The organism is Dyella monticola (assembly GCF_003363155.1).
GTDB classification, from domain to species: Bacteria; Pseudomonadota; Gammaproteobacteria; order Xanthomonadales; family Rhodanobacteraceae; genus Dyella_B; species Dyella_B monticola.
In genome coordinates, this window is the sequence record NZ_QRBE01000009.1 from 192937 (window position 1) to 213971 (window position 21035).

The following is a 21035-nucleotide window of genomic DNA, read 5'->3' on the forward strand; positions in this document are numbered from 1 at the left end:
CGCGCAGACAGCTCCCACGACCCGACTTTAAGCATAACTTGTGCGTCGCGTCAAAGCCGGCTAGACGTCCAAATGAAAAACGGCTGTTAGATGTACCAGTGCGCGCTAACAGACCAGTTGCGCGAAATATCCGCGAACGCGCATAAGGGCGCCGTTTGAGGCGTCTCGCGGGAACAGTCCAGCTCGGACATAATCTCGGCATATGCCCACATACATCCGCGCCTTCCGCCCGCTCATTTTCGTGCTCATCGCCTCGGCGATCGCCCTTTCTATCGGCTTTCCCGCCACCGTCAGCGCCGCCCAAGACAGCAAGACTGCGGCCGAACAGGCCCAGACCAAGCAGCAGCTGGCGGACCTGCGCGCCAAGATGCAGGCGCTGACCAAGCAGGAGGCCGACACCGCCGCCCGCCGCGATAGCGTCAATGCGCAACTGGCCAAGCAATCCGATGCGGTGGCCGCTGCCGCCAAGGCAGTGCGCGACACGGATGCCCAGATCGCCGCCAAGCAGCAGCAGCTCGATCAGTTGCAAACGCAACGAACGGCGCTCGATCAAAGCTTGAGCAACCAACGCGCGGCGATCGCCGATCTGTTGCGCGCCACCTATGCGCTCGGCAAGGGCTCGGACCTGCGCCTGCTGCTGGGTGATGAGGACATCGCGCGCATCTCGCGATCGCTGGCGTATTCGAAATACTTCCAGGACGAACGCCTGGCCAAGGTGCAGCAGCTCATGACCGAGCTGACCAAGCTGCAGGACCTGGAAAACCAGATCACCGCCGAGCAACAAGCCCTGCAAACCAACCGTGCCCAGCGCCAGCAACAGGCCACGACGCTGGAGCAGCAGCGCAAACAACAGCAGCAACTGGCCGGCCAGATCGACGCGCAATACAAGAACCAGGCGCAGAAGCTGGCCAGCATGAAGCAGAACGAAGCCTCGTTGAACGATCTGCTGGCGAAGCTGCAGAAGGCGATCGACGAAGCCGCCCGCGAAGCGGCGCGCAAGGCACGTGCCAATCCCACGGTGCCGGGCGGTCAGCCCGGCAAGGCGCTCGCCAACATTCGCGGCAACCTGCCCTGGCCGGCACCGGGCCCGGTGCACACCTTCGGCAATGGTGTACTGATTGCCGCTCCGCGCGGCGCCGATGTGCGCGCCGTGGCGCGCGGCCGGGTGGTCTATGCACATTTCCTGCGCGGCTACGGACAGCTCATCATCCTCAGCCATGGCGACGGATGGCTGAGCATGTATGGCAACAACGAAACGCTACTGCATGGTGTGGGCGACGATGTCGCCGCGGGCGAGCCGATCGGCACCGCCATGCTCAGCACCAGCGACAGCACCGGGGTGTATTTCGAGCTGCGGCAAAACGGCAAGCCGGTCGATCCGCGCACGTGGTTGAGCCAGAAGCGTTAAAAAGTTTGTCGCAGCCCTCGCAATTTCGTCCGCTTGGCGCAGGCGACGGGCTGGCTTCCGTTCCACCCGGCTTTTGAACACTTCCGTAGCCGAGTTCGGCGTATCCTCTTGCTGTGAATTTCGGCGACCCCAAGCGGTCTCAACGTGGTCGTCACACCATTTCCTGTGGAGTTTGTCCCATGCGTTTTTCCCACCCTTGCCTGCTCGCGCTGTTGCTGGCGGCGCCTTTGCTGCACGCACAGGCGGCACCCGACACGGCGCCGGCCGGAAGCGAGTCTGCCCCGGCGAAAGCAGCGAGCGGTCCGGCACCGGCATCGGCATCGGCCGATCAGGTGGACATGGACGATGTGCGTAACTTCGCCCACGTCTATCAGATCATTCGCCAGGCTTACGTGGAAAAGGTCGACAACAAGACCCTGATGAACGATGCCATCAAAGGCATGCTCGCCGGGCTGGATCCGCACAGCGCTTATCTGGATAAGGAAGGCCTGCAGGAACTCAATGAGGACACCACCGGCCAGTACGGCGGCCTCGGCATCGAGGTGATGGAAGACAACGGTCTGCTCAAGATCGTGTCGCCGATCGACGACACGCCCGCTTCGCGCGCCGGCATCAAACCGGGCGATGTGATCACGTCCATCAACGGCAAAGCGGTCACACCCGACAACATCGACGACATGTTTGACGCGTTGCGGGGCGATCCGGGCAGCAAGATCACCCTGGGAATCCTGCACGAAAAAGCCGACCAGCCGGTCAGCATGTCGCTGACCCGCGAGCGCATCTCCATGACCAGCGTGAAAGTGCGCGAACTCGAACCTGGCTATGCCTACATCCGTATCAGCCAGTTCCAGGACGACACCGCCAGCGATCTGGAAAAGAAACTCGGCGCGCTGCTGCAGAAAGATGGTACGCAGAAGGGCGCGATCCTGGATTTGCGCTCCAATCCCGGCGGTCTGCTGACGGCAGCCGTGTCGGTCAGCGATGACTTCCTCGATTCGGGCATCATCGTCACCACGCGCGGCCGCCTGCCCGACGCCAACCTCACGTTCAGCGCGCACCCCGGCGACTTGCTCAACGGCGCCCCGATGGTGCTGCTCACCGACAACGGCACGGCCTCGGCGGCGGAGATCGTTTCCGGCGCACTCAAGGACAACCATCGCGCGCTGATCGTTGGCCGTCGCACCTTCGGCAAGGGCGTGGTGCAGACCGTGCTGCCGCTCGACAACGATCACGCGGTGAAGCTGACCACCGCGCGTTACTACACGCCCAACGGCACTTCGATCCAGGCCGAAGGCATCAAGCCGGATATCCCGCTGGCCGATTTGACGGTTGCCAAGGTGGATGATTCGCAGAACCCGATCAGCTCCGAAGCCGACCTGCCGCACCATCTGGCGAATGAAAGCGCCGCCGCCGGTGGCGACATCGACAACGACGGCAGCGCGGAAGATGCCAAGCTGGCGACTAACGACTACGCCTTGTCGCAAGCACTGAATATTCTGAAGGGCCTGGCCTTGCGTAAGACGGCCGGGCAGCCGGTCGCACACTGAGATTTGCCGGATCAGCCCCCATCCCTACGCCAGTAGCGGAGGGGTGGGTCGGTCACCCTGGGGTTGAGGTCAAACAGCGCGGCAAGCGCATGCAACCCCATCCCAACCCTCCGTGCAAGCATGGGGAGTTGTAGCTCACCTCAGAAACTGAAAGGCTTTTCCAGCGTCAGAAACAGCCCACGCCGCGGGCCAAACTGCGGTGCGCCCACACCCACGCCGGTACCGCTGCGCAATTCGTACGTACGATCCAGCGCATTGATCAATGCCAGCTGCGTATGCAGCTTGCCGATGCTGGCGAAGTCGAAATCGTGCGACACATTCATGTTGAGCTGGAAGTAATCCGGCAGCGAAAGGCCGTTCGGCGTCAGACCATCCTCACGCAGGCCGCTGCCGAACAAATAATCGGCGCCGACCTTGGTGTTGTCGGTGATCGCGTAAGTGACGCCACCGGATGAGGTCAACTTCTGATCGTGATCGAGGTGAATCCAGTTGTCGGCGATGTACGCCAACTCCTCCGGCGCGAAGTTGTACTGGCTGGTAATCACATCCTTGCCCATCGCACGGCTGTACGCGGCGTTGAAGTACGCCGAGATCGGACCATGGTTGTACGTGAGTGAAAGCTCGGTACCACGCACGCGGCCGTACTTGTAGTTGAAGGTGGAGTAGATCAGCGCGGTGCCGAACTGACCTTCATCCTGCAGGCGGTTGACCTTGCGGTAATACTCGTCCAGCCCGACCGTCCAATCCGAACCGATGCTCTGCTGCGCGCCCAGGTCAAAGTAATTGGAGCGCTCGGTCAGCGGCGTGTTGTTGCCGTAGTTCTTCACCGCATTGGTGGTATTGGCGAAGGCCTCGATGCTTTCGCTGGAGATCAGCTCCGTCTGCGGCGGCGTGAAGTAGCGCGAATAGCCGGCATGCACGGTGGTGCTGTCGGTGGCCTGCCACACCACGCCTACGCGCGGGCTGAGCTGGCTTTCTTCGCGGAAGGCGGTGTAGCGGTCGCCACGCAGGCCGTAGTTGAGCGTCCAGGCGTCGCTGATATCCCATTCGTCCTGGATATAGGCCGCGGCCGTCTTGGCGAGAATCCGATCGCCCGTGTTGATGTTGTACGGCACCGTGCTGGCCTGGCTGCCATCGGGGTTGGCCGGAAACACCAGCGAATTGGTGTTGGTCATGGCGCTGTCGAATTCGTAATACAGACCATAACGCAAGGTGTGCGAGGTGGCCCACGGCCTGGCGAAATCGGCCTGCACCGTGGAGGCGCGGTCGGCCTGGTTGATCTGCGCCGCGACGCCGTTGAACATCAGATCGCCGATGTCATCGGGGTCATACTGCAGACCGCTGTAACGCTGGCCTACCGACACCTGGTAATTCGTGTCGCCGAACTTGCCCTGCAAGGCCAGCATGCCGAAGCGCGTTTGCTCGTCCTGGCGCTCGTTCAAATCGGCGGAATTGAAATGGGTGAGATCCAGATAGCCGAACTGCGGTGTTTGATCGGGGTTGTCCGGAATCTGGAAACGATTATTCGTCACGCCGAAGATGAAGCTAAGACGCGTGTCGTTGTCAATCAGGTAGGAAATGTCGCCGAAGCCCTTCACCTGATTGGTGTGATCGTGGACCGGGTCTTTGCTGGATGTCGGATTCTCGATACCGACATTGTTCTCATCGTAGTTGGCGGTGAAGTAATAACTCCACTTGCCGCTGTTGCCCCAGATCGACGCATAGGGATTGATGGTGCCGTAGGACCCGCCCGTGATGCCGACCACACCGCCGTTGCCAAGATCAGCGCCCGTCTTGGTGGTGATGTTGACCACCGCCGCGGTGCGCTCGCCGTATTGGGCCGGCAGCGCGCCGTCGAGCAATTTCACGTTCTCGATCACCCGCGCATCGATGGTCTGACCGAAGCCGGAGATCGATTCAGGCAGCATGACGCCGTTGATGCGGTATTGCAGGTTGGCGTGATCGCCGCGTACGTGCAGCTGGCCATAGGAATCCTGCACGACGCCCGGCGCCTGCAGCAGCACCTGGTTCAGTGGCGTGGACGCACCCAGCGGCAGCGCCTGGATGTCCTGTGCGCTGATTACGTATTGGCTGCTGCCCGTATCCGGGGAAAGACTGTTGCGCGCCACGTCGAGCGCGGCGGAGACATTCACCGGGCCGAGCTGCTTGGCCTTGGCGGCACGGTTGCGCGACGCCGGGTCGGCACTGTCGTCGCCGTTGCCGTCGCTGGCCGGTTGCGGCGGCGTCGAGGAGGTGGCCGCAGACGTTCCGGAGGTGTTCGAAGGCACGGTTGCAGCGACAACCGAACCCGCGGCGGCATACAGCGCGAGGCTCAGGCCAAGGGCAAGCGGAGAGACTTTCATGCAGGGGAATCCGGGCGGGCAAGAGTGGCAGGGGGATCAATTTTGAAATGTTATAACATTTCCCTTACCGAGGAACGACCCTCCCAGAAGTCATGCCCCTGGCAGCAGTTCATACCCTCCTCATCAGCACTGCACCTGCGCGGACTATGATCACCTGCATCCCCCTGTTCCCATGGAGCGCGGCATGACCGAGCCCAACGAGATCCCATCCCGCACCAACCTGCCCGCGGTGATCACCCACGATGAAGCAAGTAGCCGGGTGACGCGGGCGATCCTGGATTTCATCAGCCAGATTCCCGACAGCAACGTGCACAGCCAACGCGATCCGGAAGTGGAAGCGCGCCGCCTGGCCAACCGCGCCGCGCAGCGCGCCGCGCTTACTGCCGGCACGCTCGCCCTGCCGCCGGGGCCGCTTGGGTGGCTCACCATCCTGCCGGAGCTGGTGTCGATCTGGAAAATTCAGGCGCAACTGGTCAGTGACATTGCCGCGGCCTACGGCAAGCACGCCGAGCTGGGCCGGGAGCAGATGCTGTGGTGCCTGTTCCGCCACACGTCCGCCCAGGCGTTTCGCGATCTGGTCGTGCGGCTGGGCGACCGCCTGATTTTTCGGCGGGTGTCCTACGGCGTGATTGAACGCATCGCCAAGCAGATTGGCGTGAAAGTGACCCAGCGCGCGCTGGGCGAAGGGCTTTCGCGCTGGATGCCGGTGATCGGTGCGATTGGTGTGGGCGGTTACGCTTACTACGACACGCGCCAGGTGGCAGCCACGGCCATTGCGATGCTCAAGAGCGAGATCGGCATGGCGGACGGCGATGAAGCTGCCGAGGCTGTTACGCAGGAAGTGCAGGCCACGCGTTTGCACTAAGCGCTGCGCGGCATGGCGAGGCGGTAAAGTCCTGCCGTGCCCTACCGTCATTCCGGCGAAGGCCGGAATGACGGTGCGGAACGATCAACATCCAGCGCAAGGACATCGCATGGCTTCGCACAACCCACAACGCCCCGTAGCACTGATCACCGGTGGCGCCAAACGCGTCGGCGCGGTGATCGCGCGCGCGCTGCATGCCGCCGGCTACGACCTTGCATTGCACTGCCGCCACTCCACGACCGAAGCGCACGCACTTGCCGATGAGCTTTCCACCCAACGCACTCAAAGCGTCTTCGTTGTGCAAGCCGATCTTGCCGACTTGCAGACGTTACCGAAACTGATCGAGGCCACCGTCTCGCAGTACGGCCGTCTCGATGCGCTGGTCAACAACGCCTCCGCCTTCTATCCCACACCCTTGGAAACGGCCACGTCCGCACAATGGAACGACTTGTTCGCCTCCAATGCACAGGCGCCATTCTTTCTCACACAAGCGGCATGGCCCGCGTTGCGTGCAGCACGCGGTGCCATCGTCAATCTCGTCGATATCTACGCCGAGCGCGCACTCGCGCAGCATCCCATCTACGTGATGGCGAAAGCCGCGTTGATAGCCATGACGCGTTCGCTTGCGCTTGATCTTGGGCCTGATGTGCGCGTCAACGGAGTCGCACCGGGCGCAGTGATGTGGCCAAGCGACGGCAAGCCTTATGCCGAGCAGGACGCCATGCTGGCGCGCACGCCACTCAAGCGCGCCGGCACACCCGACGATGTGGCCAGCGCGGTGTTATGGCTGCTGCGCGATGCGCCATTCGTCACCGGCCAGATCATCCACGTGGATGGCGGCCGCGGCGTGACTGTTTAGGCATTGCCGCCTGCGGGCGGATCTGCGGCTGATATCCATGAAGTCTGTGCTTGCCTTGTCGTCATTCCGGCGAAGGCCCAGATGCTGAGGGATAATGGCAATGAGGGGACGCGAGCAATTAAAGCTCTATCCGCTCCAACGGCTCGCTTAGCACAGGAAACCCCGCCCACAATTCCGCCATCGTGTGTTGGCTGACCGGATGGCGCAGCTCAGGCGCAATATCAGCGACGGGCTTCAGCACGAAAGCGTGCCTGAGCTCCTTGCGCGGAATATCCAGGTGTCCCGGCCCCTGCGTGACCAGATCGTCGTACAACACGATGTCCACATCGAGCGTGCGATCGGCGTAACGCGGCACATCCCGGCGGCGGCCGTGCCGATCTTCCAATGCGTGCAGCCAATCGTTGAGTGCCATAGGCGCAAGATCCGTATCGAGCCCTACGGCTAGATTCACGAAGTCCGCGCCGTCAAAACCCACCGCCGCGCTGCGATACGCCGGCGATATATCGATGCTGCCGAAGCGCGCGCGCAATTCATCCAACGCCGCGCGCAGATAACGATGCGGTTCCTGGTTGGAACCCAGGCTGAGATAGACGCGCGCCATGTCTTAGAGATGCTCCGATCCATTCTCCATAGGAGCATCCCTATGGACGTTTGCCGCGCTCGATGCGCACGCCCACCGCTTTCGCGCCACGCACCGCGCCGGGTTTGGAAAGCTTGAGGCGAACCCACGCCACGCCGAATTCCTCGCGGATGATCCGCGCGCAATGCTCGGCCAGGGTTTCGACGAGGCCGAAATTCGATTCACTCACATACGCGATGAGTCGCTTGGACACATCCTTGTAATTGAGCGTATCGGCGATGTCGTCGCTGGCCGCCGGTTTGGTGTTGTCGAACGCCATTTCGATGTCGAACGACAGGGTTTGGCGCACACGCCGCTCCCAATCGTAAATACCGATGACGGTGTCGATGCGCAGGTCTTCAATGAAAACGATATCCATGCGTGCAAGCGTCGCGGATGAGGGTGCTGCGATCAAGCAGCGGGTGGCAGGGTTTGCAGATCCCAGCGCGGAAACACCTGGACCGACTCGCCCTGATACTGACCGTGAGCAAGGCGGATCGCACCGGCCAACGCGATCATCGCGCCGTTGTCGGTGCAAAACTGCAGGCGCGGGAAGTACGTCTTGAAACCATCCTTGACGCCAGCGGCCGCGAGGTCCTCACGCAGGCGGCGGTTGGCGCCCACGCCACCGGCGATCACCAACCGCTTGGCGCCGGTCTCGGCGAGTGCGCGGCGGCATTTGATCAGCAAGGTTTCGACAATGGCTTCCTCGAAGGCGCGCGCGATATCGGCGCGGGTCTGTTCGCTTTGGTCCGACTGCTGCCAGGCCAGCAGCACCTGCGTTTTCAGGCCGGAGAAACTGAAATCCAGGCCCGGCCGATCGGTCATCGGACGCGAAAAGCGGAACGCGCCTGCCCTGCCCTGGCTGGCCAGGGCCGCCAGCGCCGGACCACCCGGGTACGGCAGCCCCATCAACTTGGCGGTTTTGTCGAAGGCTTCGCCGGCGGCATCGTCCAGCGTATCGCCCAGGATGCGGTAGTGCCCGATGGCCTGTACTTCCACCAGCATCGAATGGCCGCCCGACACCAGCAGGGCGACGAAGGGCGGTTGTGGCGGATCCTCTTCCAGCAAGGGCGCGAGCAGATGACCTTCCATATGATGCACGCCGATCGCCGGCACCCCTAGCGCCCAGGCCATCGCCCGGCCCATCGCGGCGCCAACCAGTAATGCACCGACCAGGCCGGGGCCGGCGGTGTAGGCGACGCCGCCCACGTCGGCAGGGGTGAGCCCTGCTTCCTTCAGCGCTTCGCGCACCAGCGGCAGCAGCTTGCGCACGTGGTCGCGGCTGGCCAGTTCCGGCACCACGCCGCCATAGTCGGCATGCAGCTTCACTTGGGTGTACAGCGCATGCGACAGCAACCCGTGACCGGGCGCCTCGGGCTCCCAGCGCAGCAGAGCAACGCCCGTTTCGTCGCAGGACGTTTCAATGCCCAGCACAGGGCGCAGCGGGGAATGGGGGGCGTCGGCCATCGCCAAATGTGTCAGTCTTATCTGAGTTGGGATCCCATTTTGGCGGATAAACCGCCTCCGGGGACACCTCCGGCCTTCCATGCGCCTGATTTTCCGTGCCCTGGTGCTTTGAATTTTTCACCCCAGTCGGCGTATACTTTGCGGCTCGCCGCATTACTGCGGCCCGTTTACCATCCCGGAGTTTCCATGCCCAGCGTAAAAGTCCGCGAGAACGAACCGTTCGAACTCGCCCTGCGTCGCTTCAAGCGCACCTGCGAGAAGGCCGGCGTCCTTGCCGAGACCCGCAAGCGCGAGTTCTACGAAAAGCCGACCCAGGAACGCAAGCGCAAGCGCGCCGCTGCCGTGAAGCGTCACCTGCGCCGTCTGTCGCGCGACGTTTCGCGCAAGACCCGCCTGTACTGAGCGCTTTTCGCTTCGCGCGGGCATCGAGTCCAGGCGCGCCTCGCGCCGCACTCGACCAAGCGTTCGCAGCCGGCGCGCTCACTCGCAGCCGCTGCCAGCAAGGCATCTGCACTGGCCGACGTTGCCCCGCAACGTCGGCTTTGTGCTTTCCGAAGGAGTCATCCCCATGCCGCTGAAACAGCAAATCACCGAAGACATGAAGGCCGCCATGCGCGGTGGCGACAAGCATCGCTTGGGCGTGATTCGCCTGATCCTGGCTGCGATCAAGCAGCGTGAGGTGGATGAGCGGATCGAACTGGACGACACCCAGATCAACGCCGTGCTCGAGAAAATGCTCAAGCAGCGCAAGGATTCGGTGAGCCAGTACGCCGCCGCCAGCCGCGAGGATCTGGCCGATGTCGAGCGCGCCGAAATGGTCGTCATCGAGGCATACCTGCCCGCCAAGCTGAGCGATGCCGAGATCGACGCCATGATCGAGGCCGCCATCGCCGAAACCGGTGCGACGAGTGCACGCGACATGGGCAAGGTGGTGGCCATGGTCAAGGCCAAGGCGGCCGGTCGTGCCGATATGGCCCAGGCTTCTGCGCGCATCAAGGCGCGTTTGAGCTGATCCTCGCTTCCAATCGGCGTTGAGCTTCAGCGATAACACGCGTCGCCCCCGGCGAAAGCCGGGGCTCAGTGTCTTTAAGCACAGGTAAGCCGCTAGGCCCCGGCTTTCGCCGGGGCGACGGTTCCACAGCACATCACGGTGCCACCACTAGTGTTGCTACACAGCAGCACCCATGGCGCTCCCTTCACGCCCGCCGCGTTTAGATCAGTTACCTGATAGTGTCGAGTCAGAAGCTCGCCGCAATCGGCTCCCTCCTCTGCGTGTAGTAGGGGAGGGTTAGGGTGGGGCGAAGCAAGCTTGCGGTGAAATCAAATCGTGCCGCAAGCTCGCGCAACCCCACCCCGGCCCTCCCCTGCATGCAGGGGAGGGAGCAAGCACTCGCTCTACTTGATACTGATCAGAACGCGCCATCGGGAGAAGCCGCATGCTCAAATGGGCCATCATCTTCGCGATCATTTCGCTGGTTGCCGGTTGGTTGGGTTTCGGCACGCTGTCCGGTGTCGCGGCCGGCATCGCCAAGGTGCTATTCGCCATTTTCGTAATCATCTTCCTGATCGCCCTGCTCGCCGTCATCGGCGTGATTCACATGCTTTAGCCGCACCGCTTGGGTCCGGCTAGACTAGCCGGACTATGCGCGGCCGCATCCCCGACAGCTTCATCGATGAACTGCTTACCCGCGTCGACATCGTCGACGTGATCGAGCGGCGCGTGCCGTTGAAAAAAGCCGGGCGCGAATGGACCGCCTGCTGTCCTTTCCACAATGAGCGCACACCGTCGTTTTACGTCAGCCCCGCCAAGCAATTCTTCCACTGCTTTGGCTGCGGCGCGCATGGCAGCGCGATCAAGTTTCTGATGGATTACGAGCGGCTGGAATTTCCGGACGCCGTGGAAGAACTGGCGCAGTCGGTCGGGCTCAAAGTGCCTTACGAAGGTGCGCGCGACAACGCACCGCGCGAAGACAAGACCGATCTCTACGCCGTGCTCGACGCCGCCGCGCGCTGGTACGAAGGCGAACTCAAGCAAAGCGATGACGCCAAGGCGTATTGCCAGCGGCGCTGCCTGGATGCCGATACCGTCGCGCGTTTTCGCATCGGCTGGGCACCGGCAGGTTTCGATGGTGTGATCCGCAGCCTCGGCACCAGCGAACGGCGCATGCAGTTGCTGACCGAAGCGGGCATGGTGGCCAGCAGCGAACGCGGCAGCAAGTACGATCGCTTCCGCGAGCGCCTGATGTTTCCGATCCTCGATCGCCGCGGCCGCGTGATCGCCTTCGGCGGTCGCGTATTGAAATCCGAGCAGGGTCCGAAATACCTCAACTCGCCGGAAACGCCGCTGTTCCACAAAGGCCGCGAACTGTTCGCCTTGTGGCAGGTGAAGCAAGCCAACCCCAGCCTCGCGCGCATCGTGGTGGTGGAAGGTTACATGGACGTGATCGCGCTGCATCAGGCCGGCCTGCCGATTGCGGTGGCGACCCTGGGCACAGCAACCACCCCCGAACATACCGAAGTGCTATTCCGCGCTGCGCCCGACGTGGTGTTCTGCTTCGACGGCGACCGCGCCGGCCGCGCCGCCGCGTGGAAAGCGCTGGAATCGGCGCTTCCGCGTTTGCGCGACGGTCGCCAGGCGTATTTCCTCTTTCTGCCCGACGGCGAAGATCCCGATACGCTGGTGCGCAAGGAAGGCAAGGACGGTTTCGAGAAACGTCTGCGCGAAGCCACGCCACTATCGGAATATTTCTTCAGCGAACTCTCGCACGACGTGGACGTGGGCAGCCTCGACGGGCGCGCACGCCTAGCCGAGCGCGCGCGTCCATTGATAGCACGCTTGCCGGATGGTGCTTTCCGCGACTTGATGGCGCAGGAACTGGAAAAACGGACCGGTGCGCGTGCGGTGCTGGAAGCCGATCCCATCGCACGGCGTTCCGTGCAACGACCGGTGGCCGTGCAGCGCTCGCTGGTGCGCAGTGCCATCGCGCTGTTGCTTGCACAACCAAGCATGGCCGATGAGGTGGAGAAACCGTACACCTTTCTGCGCCTGGATAAACCCGGCATCGATCTGCTCGCCGAACTCATCGACACCGCACGCACCCGGCCTGGCATCAATGCCGCGATGCTGGTGGAACATTTCACCGGACGTGCCGAGCATGGCGCCCTGCAGAAGCTGGTAGCCGCCACGGTCGTCGGCGAACCGGAAATCCAGCGCGTGGAATTTTTCGACGCGCTGGCACGCATGGAAAAGCAGGCGGTCGATCAGCGTCGCGATGCGCTGGTTGCGAAAAATCGCGAAGGAACGCTGACCAGCGCGGAAAAAGCCGAGCTTCGCGAACTGCTCGCCGCGCGCGCGCCGACGCCCACTGCTGCGTCATGACCGGCCGGTCGATAACAAGGAACGTGCATGGACCTGCTTGAACGCCTGATTACCTTCTTCGCCGAACACGGCTATACCGCCGTTTTCATGGCATTGCTGTTGTGCGGCGCCGGCGTGCCGTTGCCGGAAGACATCACTCTGGTCGCCGGCGGCGTGATCGCAGGCCTCGGCTACGCCAACGTGCACGTGATGGCGGCCATTACGATGGTTGGCGTGCTGGCGGGTGATGCAGGCATGTTCCTGCTGGGGCATCACTTCGGTGTGCACATGCTGCAATGGCGCCCGATTGCCTTGCTGATGCCGCCGCGCCGCTACGCGAAGATGCAGGAGAAGTTCACGCGCTACGGTAACCGGCTGATGTTCTTCGCGCGATTCCTGCCCGGCATGCGCACTGCGGTTTACATCACCGCTGGCGCCACGCATCGCGTGAATTTCTGGCGCTTTCTGCTGCTGGATGGCGCCGCTGCGCTGATCAGCGTGCCGTTCTGGGTTTACCTGGGTTATTTCGGCGCGAACCGGCGCGAGTGGCTCGGCATGTGGATACGGCGCGGACAGAACAGCCTCTGGCTGCTCGGTGGTGTCGCCATAGTGGTGTTGCTGACGCTGTGGTTGTGGCGGCGGCGGCGGCGGCGCAATGCTGCAACGTGATCGATAAGCCTGTCCTGGCATCAATGCTCGTCGCCCCGGCGAAAGCCGGGACCTGGCGTCTTCAGGCATGCAACGCAAAGTCACCGTGCCTCGGCTTTCGCCGGGGCGACGGTAGTGAATGACGACGCGTTGACTGTTGTGCAACGACGTTCGCGCCCTCCTCGCTCCAGAAGGGCACTTACATCTTAGAGCCGCTTTGGTGGCTCAGCACCACATCATGTCTGTTCCACCAGCCGCCACCCAGCGCCTGGAACAAAGCCACCGTATCGGCATAGCGCGCCGCACGTGCCTGAATCAGGGTGAGCTCCGCCTGCCGGTAGGTGATCTGTGCATTGAGCAGCGCAACCATGCTGATATCGCCCAGCGCGTACTGATGCTGTGCAATGGTGTAGCTGTGCTCGGCAGCCTCCTCGCCATGCACGGCAATCGCCACGGCATCGGCATCGATCTCAAGGGCGTGCAGCGTGTCGGCCACGTTTTGCAAGGCGGACAACACCGTGCTGCGATACTGCTCGGCGGCTTGCCTATAGGCCGCCTCCGCCGCGCGTTGTTTGTGCTTCAACGTGCCACCGTCGAAGATGGGCGCAGCAATCGCCGCGCCGATGTTCCAGAAGCCGGTGCCGGCGCCGAACAGCGTATGCATTTGATCCGTAGCACTGCCCCACGCGGCGGTGATGTCGATGTTCGGCAAGCGCGCCGCGAATGCCACGCCCACCTGTGCGCACGCGGCATGCAGTTGTGAGTCGGCCATACGTACGTCCGGACGTTGCTCGACCAGACGCGCGGGCACGCTCAAGGGAAGCTGCTGGGGCAGCTGCAAACTGTCCATGCTGAAGTTTGCTTGCACACGCTGGTCCGGCGTACGCCCGGTAAGCATCGCAAGCAGATCACGCTGTTGCGCCCATTGCTTTTGCAACGGCGGCAGCGTGGCGCGTGTCTGCTCGAGCGCTGCTTCCTGCGTGGCGACGTCGCTTTCCGACGCATCGCCCAGCGCTCGTTGCTTGCGCGTCGTACCCAGAATCGTCGTCTGGCTGTGGATCATGTCCTGGGTGGAAGCGATCTGCGCGCGCAACGACGCTTCCTGCACGGCTGCATTGACCAGGTTGGAGGTCAAGGTGAGGTACGTCGCTTCCACCTGGAAGCGTTGCTGATCCGCTTGCGCCACCAGCGATTCGACCTGGCGACGATTCTCGCCCCACACGTCCGGCACGTAGGAAATGCTGAGCTGCGCGGTGGTGAGGTTGTACAGCGTATCGTTGGAAGCGATACCGCTGGACAATACCTGCCCGGTTTTTTGCCGGGTTGCGTTGATGCCGGCACTCACCTGCGGGTCGTACTGGCCACGCTGCGCGCGCACATTTTCAATCGCCTGACGCAACGCCTGCTGCGCCGCGGCCAAGTCCGGATTGTTCTTGATTGCATCATCGATCAATCCGTTCAAGGACAGCGATTGAAATAACGTCCACCACTGACCCGGAATATCCATGCCGGCGATAAATTGTTGCGCCTGCCCATCCTTGCCTGGCGCCGCTGCCGTGGCTGAAAGCGGACCTTCCGGCGTATACATGCGCGTTAAAGGCGGTGCGGGGCGCTGGTAATCGGGCCCGACCGCGCACCCGGCAAGCATCAGGCTCATGCCCATGGCAAGCGCAGCGTTGCGCCACGTCAAAACAACATGTCGTTTGGTCATGATCAAAGCTCCACCTCACCCGGTGCGTGGCCCCAGCGCTTGTGGATGAAGTTTTCCAGCGCGAAATAAAGGGCTGGCAAGATGTACAACGTCAGCAGCGTGGCAATCGGCAAGCCACCCACCACGACCGTGGCCAAGCCACGCTGTACGTCGGTGCCGATACCGGTCGCCAGTGCCGCCGGCAGCATGCCAATGCTGGCTACCGTGGCGGTCATCAACACCGGGCGAAAGCGTTCGGTCGCGCCGACCACCACGCCTTCGAACAGTGACAGCCCTTCCCTGCGCACGCGGTTGATATTGGCGACCATGATGATGCCGTTCTGCACCGCCACGCCGAACAATGCAATAAATCCGACCGCGGTGGCGATGTTCAGCGTTTCGTTGCGCAGATGCAAAGCGATCAAGCCGCCCACGGTTGCTAAAGGCACCACGCCAAGCACCAGCACCGCCTGATGGAATTTACCGAACTCCGCGAACAGCAGGACGGCCATGATGGCGAGCACCATGCCCATCACCACAATCAGGCGTGCCTGCGCGCGCTGTTCGTTCTGGAAATTGCCCGCCCATTCAAGCTGGTATTTCTGCTCGTCAAAATGAACCTTCGCCTTGATCTGCGCTTGTGCGTCGGCAAGGTATTCGGAGAGGGCACGATCGCGGTTGTCGATACGGATGGTCAATTCGCGTTGACCGTGTTCGTGGGAGATGGTGCTTTCGCCCATCGTCAAGCTGATATCCGCCACCTGCTTGAGCGGCACTTGTGCACCGCTGGCGGACGTCAACGGCAACTCGCCCACTGCCTGCAAACTGTTGGCCACGTCGTTGGAGACGCGCGCGGTGACGTTGTAGACGCGATCGCCCACATACACCTGCGTTATGGGCGCGCCGCCGATGGCCGTTTGAATCAGGTTGGTAATGTCGCTGACATTGATGCCATAACGCGCCGCCGCATCGCGATTGGCCTTGATTTCCAGCTGGGGAATCGGTGGCTCCTGGAAGATCGACGCATCGGCCGTGCCGCGCACCCCGCGTAGCACATCCACAATCTGATTGCCGATCTGGCGCATCGCATGGAGATCATCGCCGTAAATGCGCAGCACCAGCGGACTGTGCGCACCGCCGATCATGTCGTTTTCGCCATCGATGATGGGCTGACTGATGCCGACGGTCATGCCCGGCAGCTGCTGCATGCGCGCGTTGAACTTGCGCAAGAATTGCGCCTTGGTTTCGCCATGCCAAGTGCTGTACGGCGTCAAACCTACCGCCGCCTCCACGTGTGACGGTGTCCAGGGATCGGTGCCGGTATCGTTGCGACCTAATTGCGTCACGATGTACGACACTTCAGGGAATTCACGCACGACTTTGCGCAGTTCACCCGTCATCTGGCTGGCCTTGTCCAGTGACAGGCCGGTGGGCAACTGCACTTGCAGCCACAACGAACCTTCATCGAGGTCAGGCAGGAATTCGCGGCCGATCGTCGCGCCGAGAATCAGTACACCGCAAAACGCAATGCCTGCAATCGAGTAGGCGATGGGCAGTCTGTGCAGCAAACGACCGAGGCTGTGCGTAAAACCATTCTGCAGGCGTTCCAGCGGTTTGTTGTGGAACAATTTGCGCGGCTTGCGCAGGCCAAGGTAGGCCAGCGCAGGCGTGAGGGTCACCGTGCAAAGCAACGCAGCCAACAGCGCATAGCCGACGGTGAAAGCCATCGGGCGAAACAGCTTGCCTTCCGCATGCTCGAAAGCGAACAGCGGCAGGTAAGCCGTGATGATGATCAACGTGGCAAAGAAGATGGACCGACCTACGTGACCGGTCACTTCCATTACATCGTCTTCGGTCAGCACTTCGTCGGGCTTGTGTTCGCGCTTGCGCAGGATCGCTTCGGTCACCACGATCGCGCCGTCCACGATCACGCCGAAGTCGATCGCACCGAGCGAGAACAGATTCGCCGACATGTGCGTAAACTGCATCAGGATGAACACTGTCACCAGCGACATCGGAATCGCCACCGCGGCGACGAGCGCTGAACGCGGACTTCCCAGGAACAGAATCAGCACAATGCACACCAGGCCAATACCTTCCATCACGGTGTGGAAGACTTTCTCCTTGGTGGCGTTCACCAGATCGTCGCGATCGATGTACGGCACGATTTTCACATCTTGCGCGGCGAGCTGCTTATTGAGCTCGGCGACCTTGGCGTGAATCCCGTCGAGCACGCGCGAAGGGTTCTCATACTTGAGCAGGTCGACGATGCCTTCGATGGTGTCGGGATTGTTGTCCTTGCCCAGAATGCCCTCGCGCACCTGATGCCCGTAGCGAAGCGTGCCGAGGTCGCGCACTAATACCGGCACGCCGTTGTTCTGCGTGACCACAATGTCGCCCAGATCCTTCAGCGAGTGCACCATGCCAACGCCGCGCACGATGTAGGACTGCTCGCCACGCGTAATACGCCCGCCACCGGCATTGGAGGTGTTATTGGAAATCGCCGTCGTGACCTGATTGACGCTGATGCCGTAGTGCAGCAGTTGCGCGGGATCGAGCTCGAGCTGAAATTCCTTGGTGAAGCCGCCGAAGTTATCGACGTTGATCACGCCGGGCACCTGCTGCAACGCCGGTATCACGGTCCAGCGCTGGATCTCCGACAGCTGCATCAGGTTCTTGCTGTTGGATTGAAGCGTGTAGCGATAGATCTCACCGGCAGGGCCGGATACCGGATCGAGGCTGGGCGTGACGCCCGGCGGCAAGGTGACCTGGCCCAGCGCATTTTGCACGCGCTGGCGTACCCAGTAATCGTCCGCGCCGTCCTTGAACACCATGGTGATCAGCGACAGACCGAAGGTGCTGCTGGAGCGCATGCTCACCAGTTCTTGCGTGGTCGCGAGCTGGCGCTCCAGCGGAATAGTGATCTGCTGTTCGATTTCCTCCGCAGCAAGGCCTGGCACCTGGGTGGTGACTTGTGCGGTGACGTCGCTCAATTCCGGATACGCCTCGATGGACAATTGTGTCCACGAGTAATACCCAAAGATGACGACGAGTATCGTCACCACAATGAATAACATGCGCTTCTCAAAGCAGAAGCGGAAGATCCTGTTAATCATTGAGCAGCACTCCGCCCCTCACGATCACGCGATCCCCTGCTTTCAAACCCTTGAGCACCCGTGTATCGCCGCTTTCGTCATAGCTCAGATCCACCGTGCGGCGCTGAAACGTCCAAGGCGATACTTCGACGAACACGCTGGTGTTGTCGTTATTCATCAGCAGCGCCGACTCCGGCACAAACACCTGCGCCGGCTGTGGCACATCGATGCTGACGTTGGCGTACATATTGGGCATCAGCTTGCCGTCCGTATTGACGAACAGCGCGCGCACCAGATCGCGACGCGTGTCCGGCTGCAGCACGGGATTGACGAAACTCACCACACCATGAAACACCTGACCCGGGTAGGCAGAAAGCTCGGCGTCGACATGCTCTCCCTTGGCGATGTGGCCCACGTCGCTTTCCGGTACGTTGGCCGTGATCCATACCGATTGCAGGTTGGAGATGGTCATCATCGCCGCGGTGGCATCGTTGACATAGGTACCTGGCGATACCGAGAGCGCAGTGACGTAACCACTGGTGGGCGCGGTGATTTGCATCGGGCGCTGCGCGCCGGAGCCTTGCCCGCCACCCACGGCAGTGAGGCGCATCTGCGCTCGGTTGAATTCCGCCACCGCCTGGTTGTAGCCGCTTTGCGCCGCTTCCAGATCCTTGGCGGCATTGCCGCCCGCGGCCTTGACCGCGCGCGCGCGATCGAGCGTTTTCTTGGCCAGATCCATGGCATCGCGTGCCTTCTCGACATCGGCATAGGCCTGCGCGAGATCGCCCGAATCGATGACCGCGAGCAATTGCCCTTTGCTGACGTGATCGCCCAGGCCGACCTTCAGTTCCGTCACCTTGCCGGTGAGTGGCGGCAACACGTTGGCAGTGTGGGTGGGGTCCGCTTCCACATTCGCCGGGAAAACCAGCGCGTGCGGTAGCTGGTGCGATTGAACCGGCTGCACCACCAACTCGTTGCGCAGCGGGGAGCCCTGCGGCACCTTGATCAGGCCATTTTCGACGGTAAAAGCGGGGGGCTGATCGGCCGCTTCGTTGCCGGCGTGTGAACAGGCGGCAAGGCTCAGCGCGAGCACGATGGCGATCTCAAGTCGCCATCCATGTGTTTTCACGAGGTGCAGCATGGTTTGTTTCCCGTCCATTCAACGCGATTACGCTCACCATGACCACGAGGCCACAGCGCTGTTTCAATACGGTGAACGGGGCAAGGCAAAAGCGCCTTGTCAGGTCCCGGACCGCGGTTTGGCCACTCAAGCCGTCCGCCTCCGGGATGCGAAGGCGGCAGTCAGCGAAGCGGGCTAATAGTCGGAGATTCGGCTTGCGTATGACTGTCCAAGGCTCAGACTTTTCCTTCCGCAACGGTGATGGGATGGCTCACGGATTGAACCAGCCTGCCTTGTAGCAGGCCGGCGCGCTCCAGTGGCAGATAGGCGATGGCTGCCAGATGCGAGTGAATGCGGCGCAAATCGCGCAGAATGCGCAGGTATACGTCGCCACCGCCGCCGTCGCGCTGCTGACGCAAATCGCGAATATGCCGGTCGGAGGCATCGTTCTCCAGGCGCCATAGCAATTCCTTGCGCTCCATCAGATGCTGCGCCGCGCGCAGGTCGCTGCGCATGAAGACGGCGATGGCCAGACGCAGGCTCTCCATTACCTGCGCGTGCATGGCGGCGATGTCCTGAATGTCGTCGGCCGAAAAATCTTGCCCTCGCTGGGCCTTTTTCGCGGCAAATTCGACCAGGTTGTTGGCGGTGATGTCGCCGATGTGTTCGATGTTGATCACGAAGGCGTGGATTTCCTGGCTGCGTTCCCCGTCCTCTTCGTTCAACGCCTCGCTGCCCAGGTCGGTCAGGTATTGGCGGATGGCAACGCCCAGACGATCCAGATACGGATCCATCTTGCTGATGGCGGCAGCGCGTGTGCTGTCTTCCTTGCCGAAGATTTCGACCAGGCCTTTCAACATGTCTTCGACCATATCGGCCATGCGCATGGATTCGCGCTGGGCATTTACCAAGGCCACGCCGGCGCTCTCCAGCGCCGCTCCTTCCAGATACAGCGGCACGCCCGGATCGGCCGGCTGCGGCGGCTCCGGCAACAGCCGCACGAGCAGCTTTGCGAGCTTGTTGACCGGCAGCAGAAAAATCAGCGCCAGCGCAAGATTGAAGCCCGTATGGAAATTCACTGCGATGCGCGCGGGCGTATCGCCCAGCGGAGCGAGCCAGTGTGCCAGCGGATGCAACAGCGGCAGACAGATGACGCAACCGAACGCACGCACCAGCAGGTTGCCCAGCGGCAAACGACGCGCGACTGGCGTATGCGCTTCGAGCAAGGCCGGCAGCGTGCTGCCGAGGTTGGCGCCCAGCACCAGCGCGAGCGCACCCGGCCCATCGACCACGCCGCCAGCCGCCAGCGAAACGATCAACAGCACCACCGCCACACTGGAATGACACATCCAGGTGAGTAACGCAGCAAGCAGCAAGGCAAACAGGGGTTCACCGGCCAGCGCACGCATGCCCACCTTGAGCAGTTGTGCGTTTTCCATCGGCGCCATGGTGATCACCAGCAGATGCAGGGCCAGCAGCATCAAGCCCAGACCGATGCTCACACGGCCGATGTTTTGATAACGCGCATCTTCGCTGCGGCGATGCAGGGCCGTGCCGAACAGGATCAGCACTGGTGCGATCAAGGCGATGTTGAACGACATCACCTGCACGATCAGCGTCGTGCCCACGTTTGCGCCGAGCATGACCGCGAGTCCGGGGGCAAGCCCCAGCATGCCGCTGGCCGCGAACGAGGTGGCCATCATGCCGGTGGCGGTACTGCTTTGCAGGAGCGCTGTGATGCAAAAGCCGAACGCAAATGCACTCGGCCGGGTGCCGAGAAAACGGCCCAGCGAACGGCGCAGCGCGCTGCCGTAACCGCGCAGCACGCCACTGGTGACCATGTGCGTGCCCCACAACAGCAGGGCGACATAACCGGCGATGTCGAAGAGTGCGAAGGTGCCTTTCATGGCCGGCCTCCTATTGATACTTACAGCCGTTTGTAGATGGGGTGGCGTAAACCAAACCCGATTCGAAGAGAAGCTTCCTCCCACGC

At 62.1% G+C, this 21035-nt stretch carries 17 protein-coding genes; 9 read left to right on the forward strand and 8 right to left on the reverse strand.

The window, feature by feature from the left end; genetic code table 11:
- The first annotated feature begins 202 nt into the window (after positions 1-202).
- Positions 203-1408, forward strand: coding sequence for a murein hydrolase activator EnvC family protein (locus DWU98_RS15195; RefSeq protein ID WP_115496405.1), 1206 nt, complete (start codon positions 203-205; stop codon positions 1406-1408).
- A gap of 179 nt (positions 1409-1587) precedes the next feature.
- Complete coding sequence (locus DWU98_RS15200; RefSeq protein WP_115496406.1) at positions 1588-2955, forward strand: S41 family peptidase; 1368 nt, start codon at positions 1588-1590, stop codon at positions 2953-2955.
- Positions 2956-3095: 140 nt separating this feature from the next.
- Here DWU98_RS15200 and DWU98_RS15205 read toward each other — a convergent pair whose 3' ends face one another.
- Entirely contained in the window at positions 3096-5318 is a 2223-nt protein-coding gene (locus DWU98_RS15205) for a TonB-dependent receptor (protein WP_115496407.1), read from the reverse strand.
- A 184-nt stretch (positions 5319-5502) separates the two neighbouring features.
- On the opposite strand from DWU98_RS15205, the gene DWU98_RS15210 reads away from it, so the two are divergent.
- Together DWU98_RS15210 and DWU98_RS15215 are read left to right on the forward strand one after the other, a co-directional pair.
- Complete coding sequence (locus DWU98_RS15210; protein WP_230474865.1) at positions 5503-6183, forward strand: hypothetical protein; 681 nt, start codon at positions 5503-5505, stop codon at positions 6181-6183.
- A gap of 109 nt (positions 6184-6292) precedes the next feature.
- Positions 6293-7042, forward strand: a complete 750-nt coding sequence (locus DWU98_RS15215; RefSeq protein WP_115496437.1) for a pteridine reductase — start codon at positions 6293-6295, stop codon at positions 7040-7042.
- Between the two features lie 118 nt (positions 7043-7160).
- On the opposite strand, the gene folK is transcribed toward DWU98_RS15215, so the two are convergent.
- The 3 genes from folK to tsaD are packed head-to-tail and all read right to left on the reverse strand — an operon-like array spanning position 7161 to position 9131.
- Entirely contained in the window at positions 7161-7643 is a 483-nt protein-coding gene (folK, locus tag DWU98_RS15220; protein ID WP_115496408.1) for a 2-amino-4-hydroxy-6-hydroxymethyldihydropteridine diphosphokinase, read from the reverse strand.
- Positions 7644-7683: 40 nt separating this feature from the next.
- Positions 7684-8040 carry a dihydroneopterin aldolase gene (gene folB, locus DWU98_RS15225; protein ID WP_115496409.1) on the reverse strand — a complete coding sequence of 119 codons (357 nt, stop codon included), beginning with the start codon at positions 8038-8040 and terminating at the stop codon, positions 7684-7686.
- Positions 8041-8072: 32 nt separating this feature from the next.
- Positions 8073-9131, reverse strand: a complete 1059-nt coding sequence (tsaD, locus tag DWU98_RS15230) for a tRNA (adenosine(37)-N6)-threonylcarbamoyltransferase complex transferase subunit TsaD (RefSeq protein WP_115496410.1) — start codon at positions 9129-9131, stop codon at positions 8073-8075.
- A 186-nt stretch (positions 9132-9317) separates the two neighbouring features.
- Between tsaD and rpsU the strand changes: the two genes are divergently transcribed.
- The 5 genes from rpsU (at position 9318) to DWU98_RS15255 (ending at position 13158) form a co-directional block, all read left to right on the forward strand.
- A complete protein-coding gene (gene rpsU, locus DWU98_RS15235) occupies positions 9318-9533 on the forward strand; it encodes a 30S ribosomal protein S21 (RefSeq protein WP_115477777.1) in 216 nt (71 codons plus the stop codon).
- A gap of 166 nt (positions 9534-9699) precedes the next feature.
- Complete coding sequence (locus tag DWU98_RS15240) at positions 9700-10143, forward strand: GatB/YqeY domain-containing protein (RefSeq protein ID WP_115496411.1); 444 nt, start codon at positions 9700-9702, stop codon at positions 10141-10143.
- A 424-nt stretch (positions 10144-10567) separates the two neighbouring features.
- Entirely contained in the window at positions 10568-10738 is a 171-nt protein-coding gene (locus tag DWU98_RS15245) for a DUF1328 domain-containing protein (protein ID WP_115496412.1), read from the forward strand.
- A 35-nt stretch (positions 10739-10773) separates the two neighbouring features.
- Positions 10774-12510, forward strand: a complete 1737-nt coding sequence (gene dnaG, locus DWU98_RS15250) for a DNA primase (protein ID WP_115496413.1) — start codon at positions 10774-10776, stop codon at positions 12508-12510.
- 27 nt (positions 12511-12537) lie between these two features.
- Entirely contained in the window at positions 12538-13158 is a 621-nt protein-coding gene (locus tag DWU98_RS15255) for a DedA family protein (protein ID WP_115496414.1), read from the forward strand.
- 178 nt (positions 13159-13336) lie between these two features.
- Here the strand turns inward: DWU98_RS15255 and DWU98_RS15260 are convergent, their stop codons facing one another.
- The 4 genes from DWU98_RS15260 to DWU98_RS15275 all read right to left on the reverse strand — a co-directional run bounded on the left by DWU98_RS15260 (position 13337) and on the right by DWU98_RS15275 (position 20949).
- Complete coding sequence (locus tag DWU98_RS15260) at positions 13337-14848, reverse strand: efflux transporter outer membrane subunit (protein ID WP_147293335.1); 1512 nt, start codon at positions 14846-14848, stop codon at positions 13337-13339.
- Between the two features lie 2 nt (positions 14849-14850).
- Complete coding sequence (locus DWU98_RS15265) at positions 14851-17943, reverse strand: efflux RND transporter permease subunit (protein WP_115496415.1); 3093 nt, start codon at positions 17941-17943, stop codon at positions 14851-14853.
- Entirely contained in the window at positions 17936-19063 is a 1128-nt protein-coding gene (locus DWU98_RS15270; RefSeq protein WP_115496439.1) for an efflux RND transporter periplasmic adaptor subunit, read from the reverse strand. Before DWU98_RS15270 ends, DWU98_RS15265 begins: the two co-directional genes overlap by 8 nt.
- 215 nt (positions 19064-19278) lie before the next feature.
- On the reverse strand, positions 19279-20949 hold the full coding sequence (locus tag DWU98_RS15275; protein ID WP_115496416.1) for a Na/Pi cotransporter family protein: 1671 nt from the start codon (positions 20947-20949) through the stop codon (positions 19279-19281).
- Positions 20950-21035 lie beyond the last annotated feature (86 nt).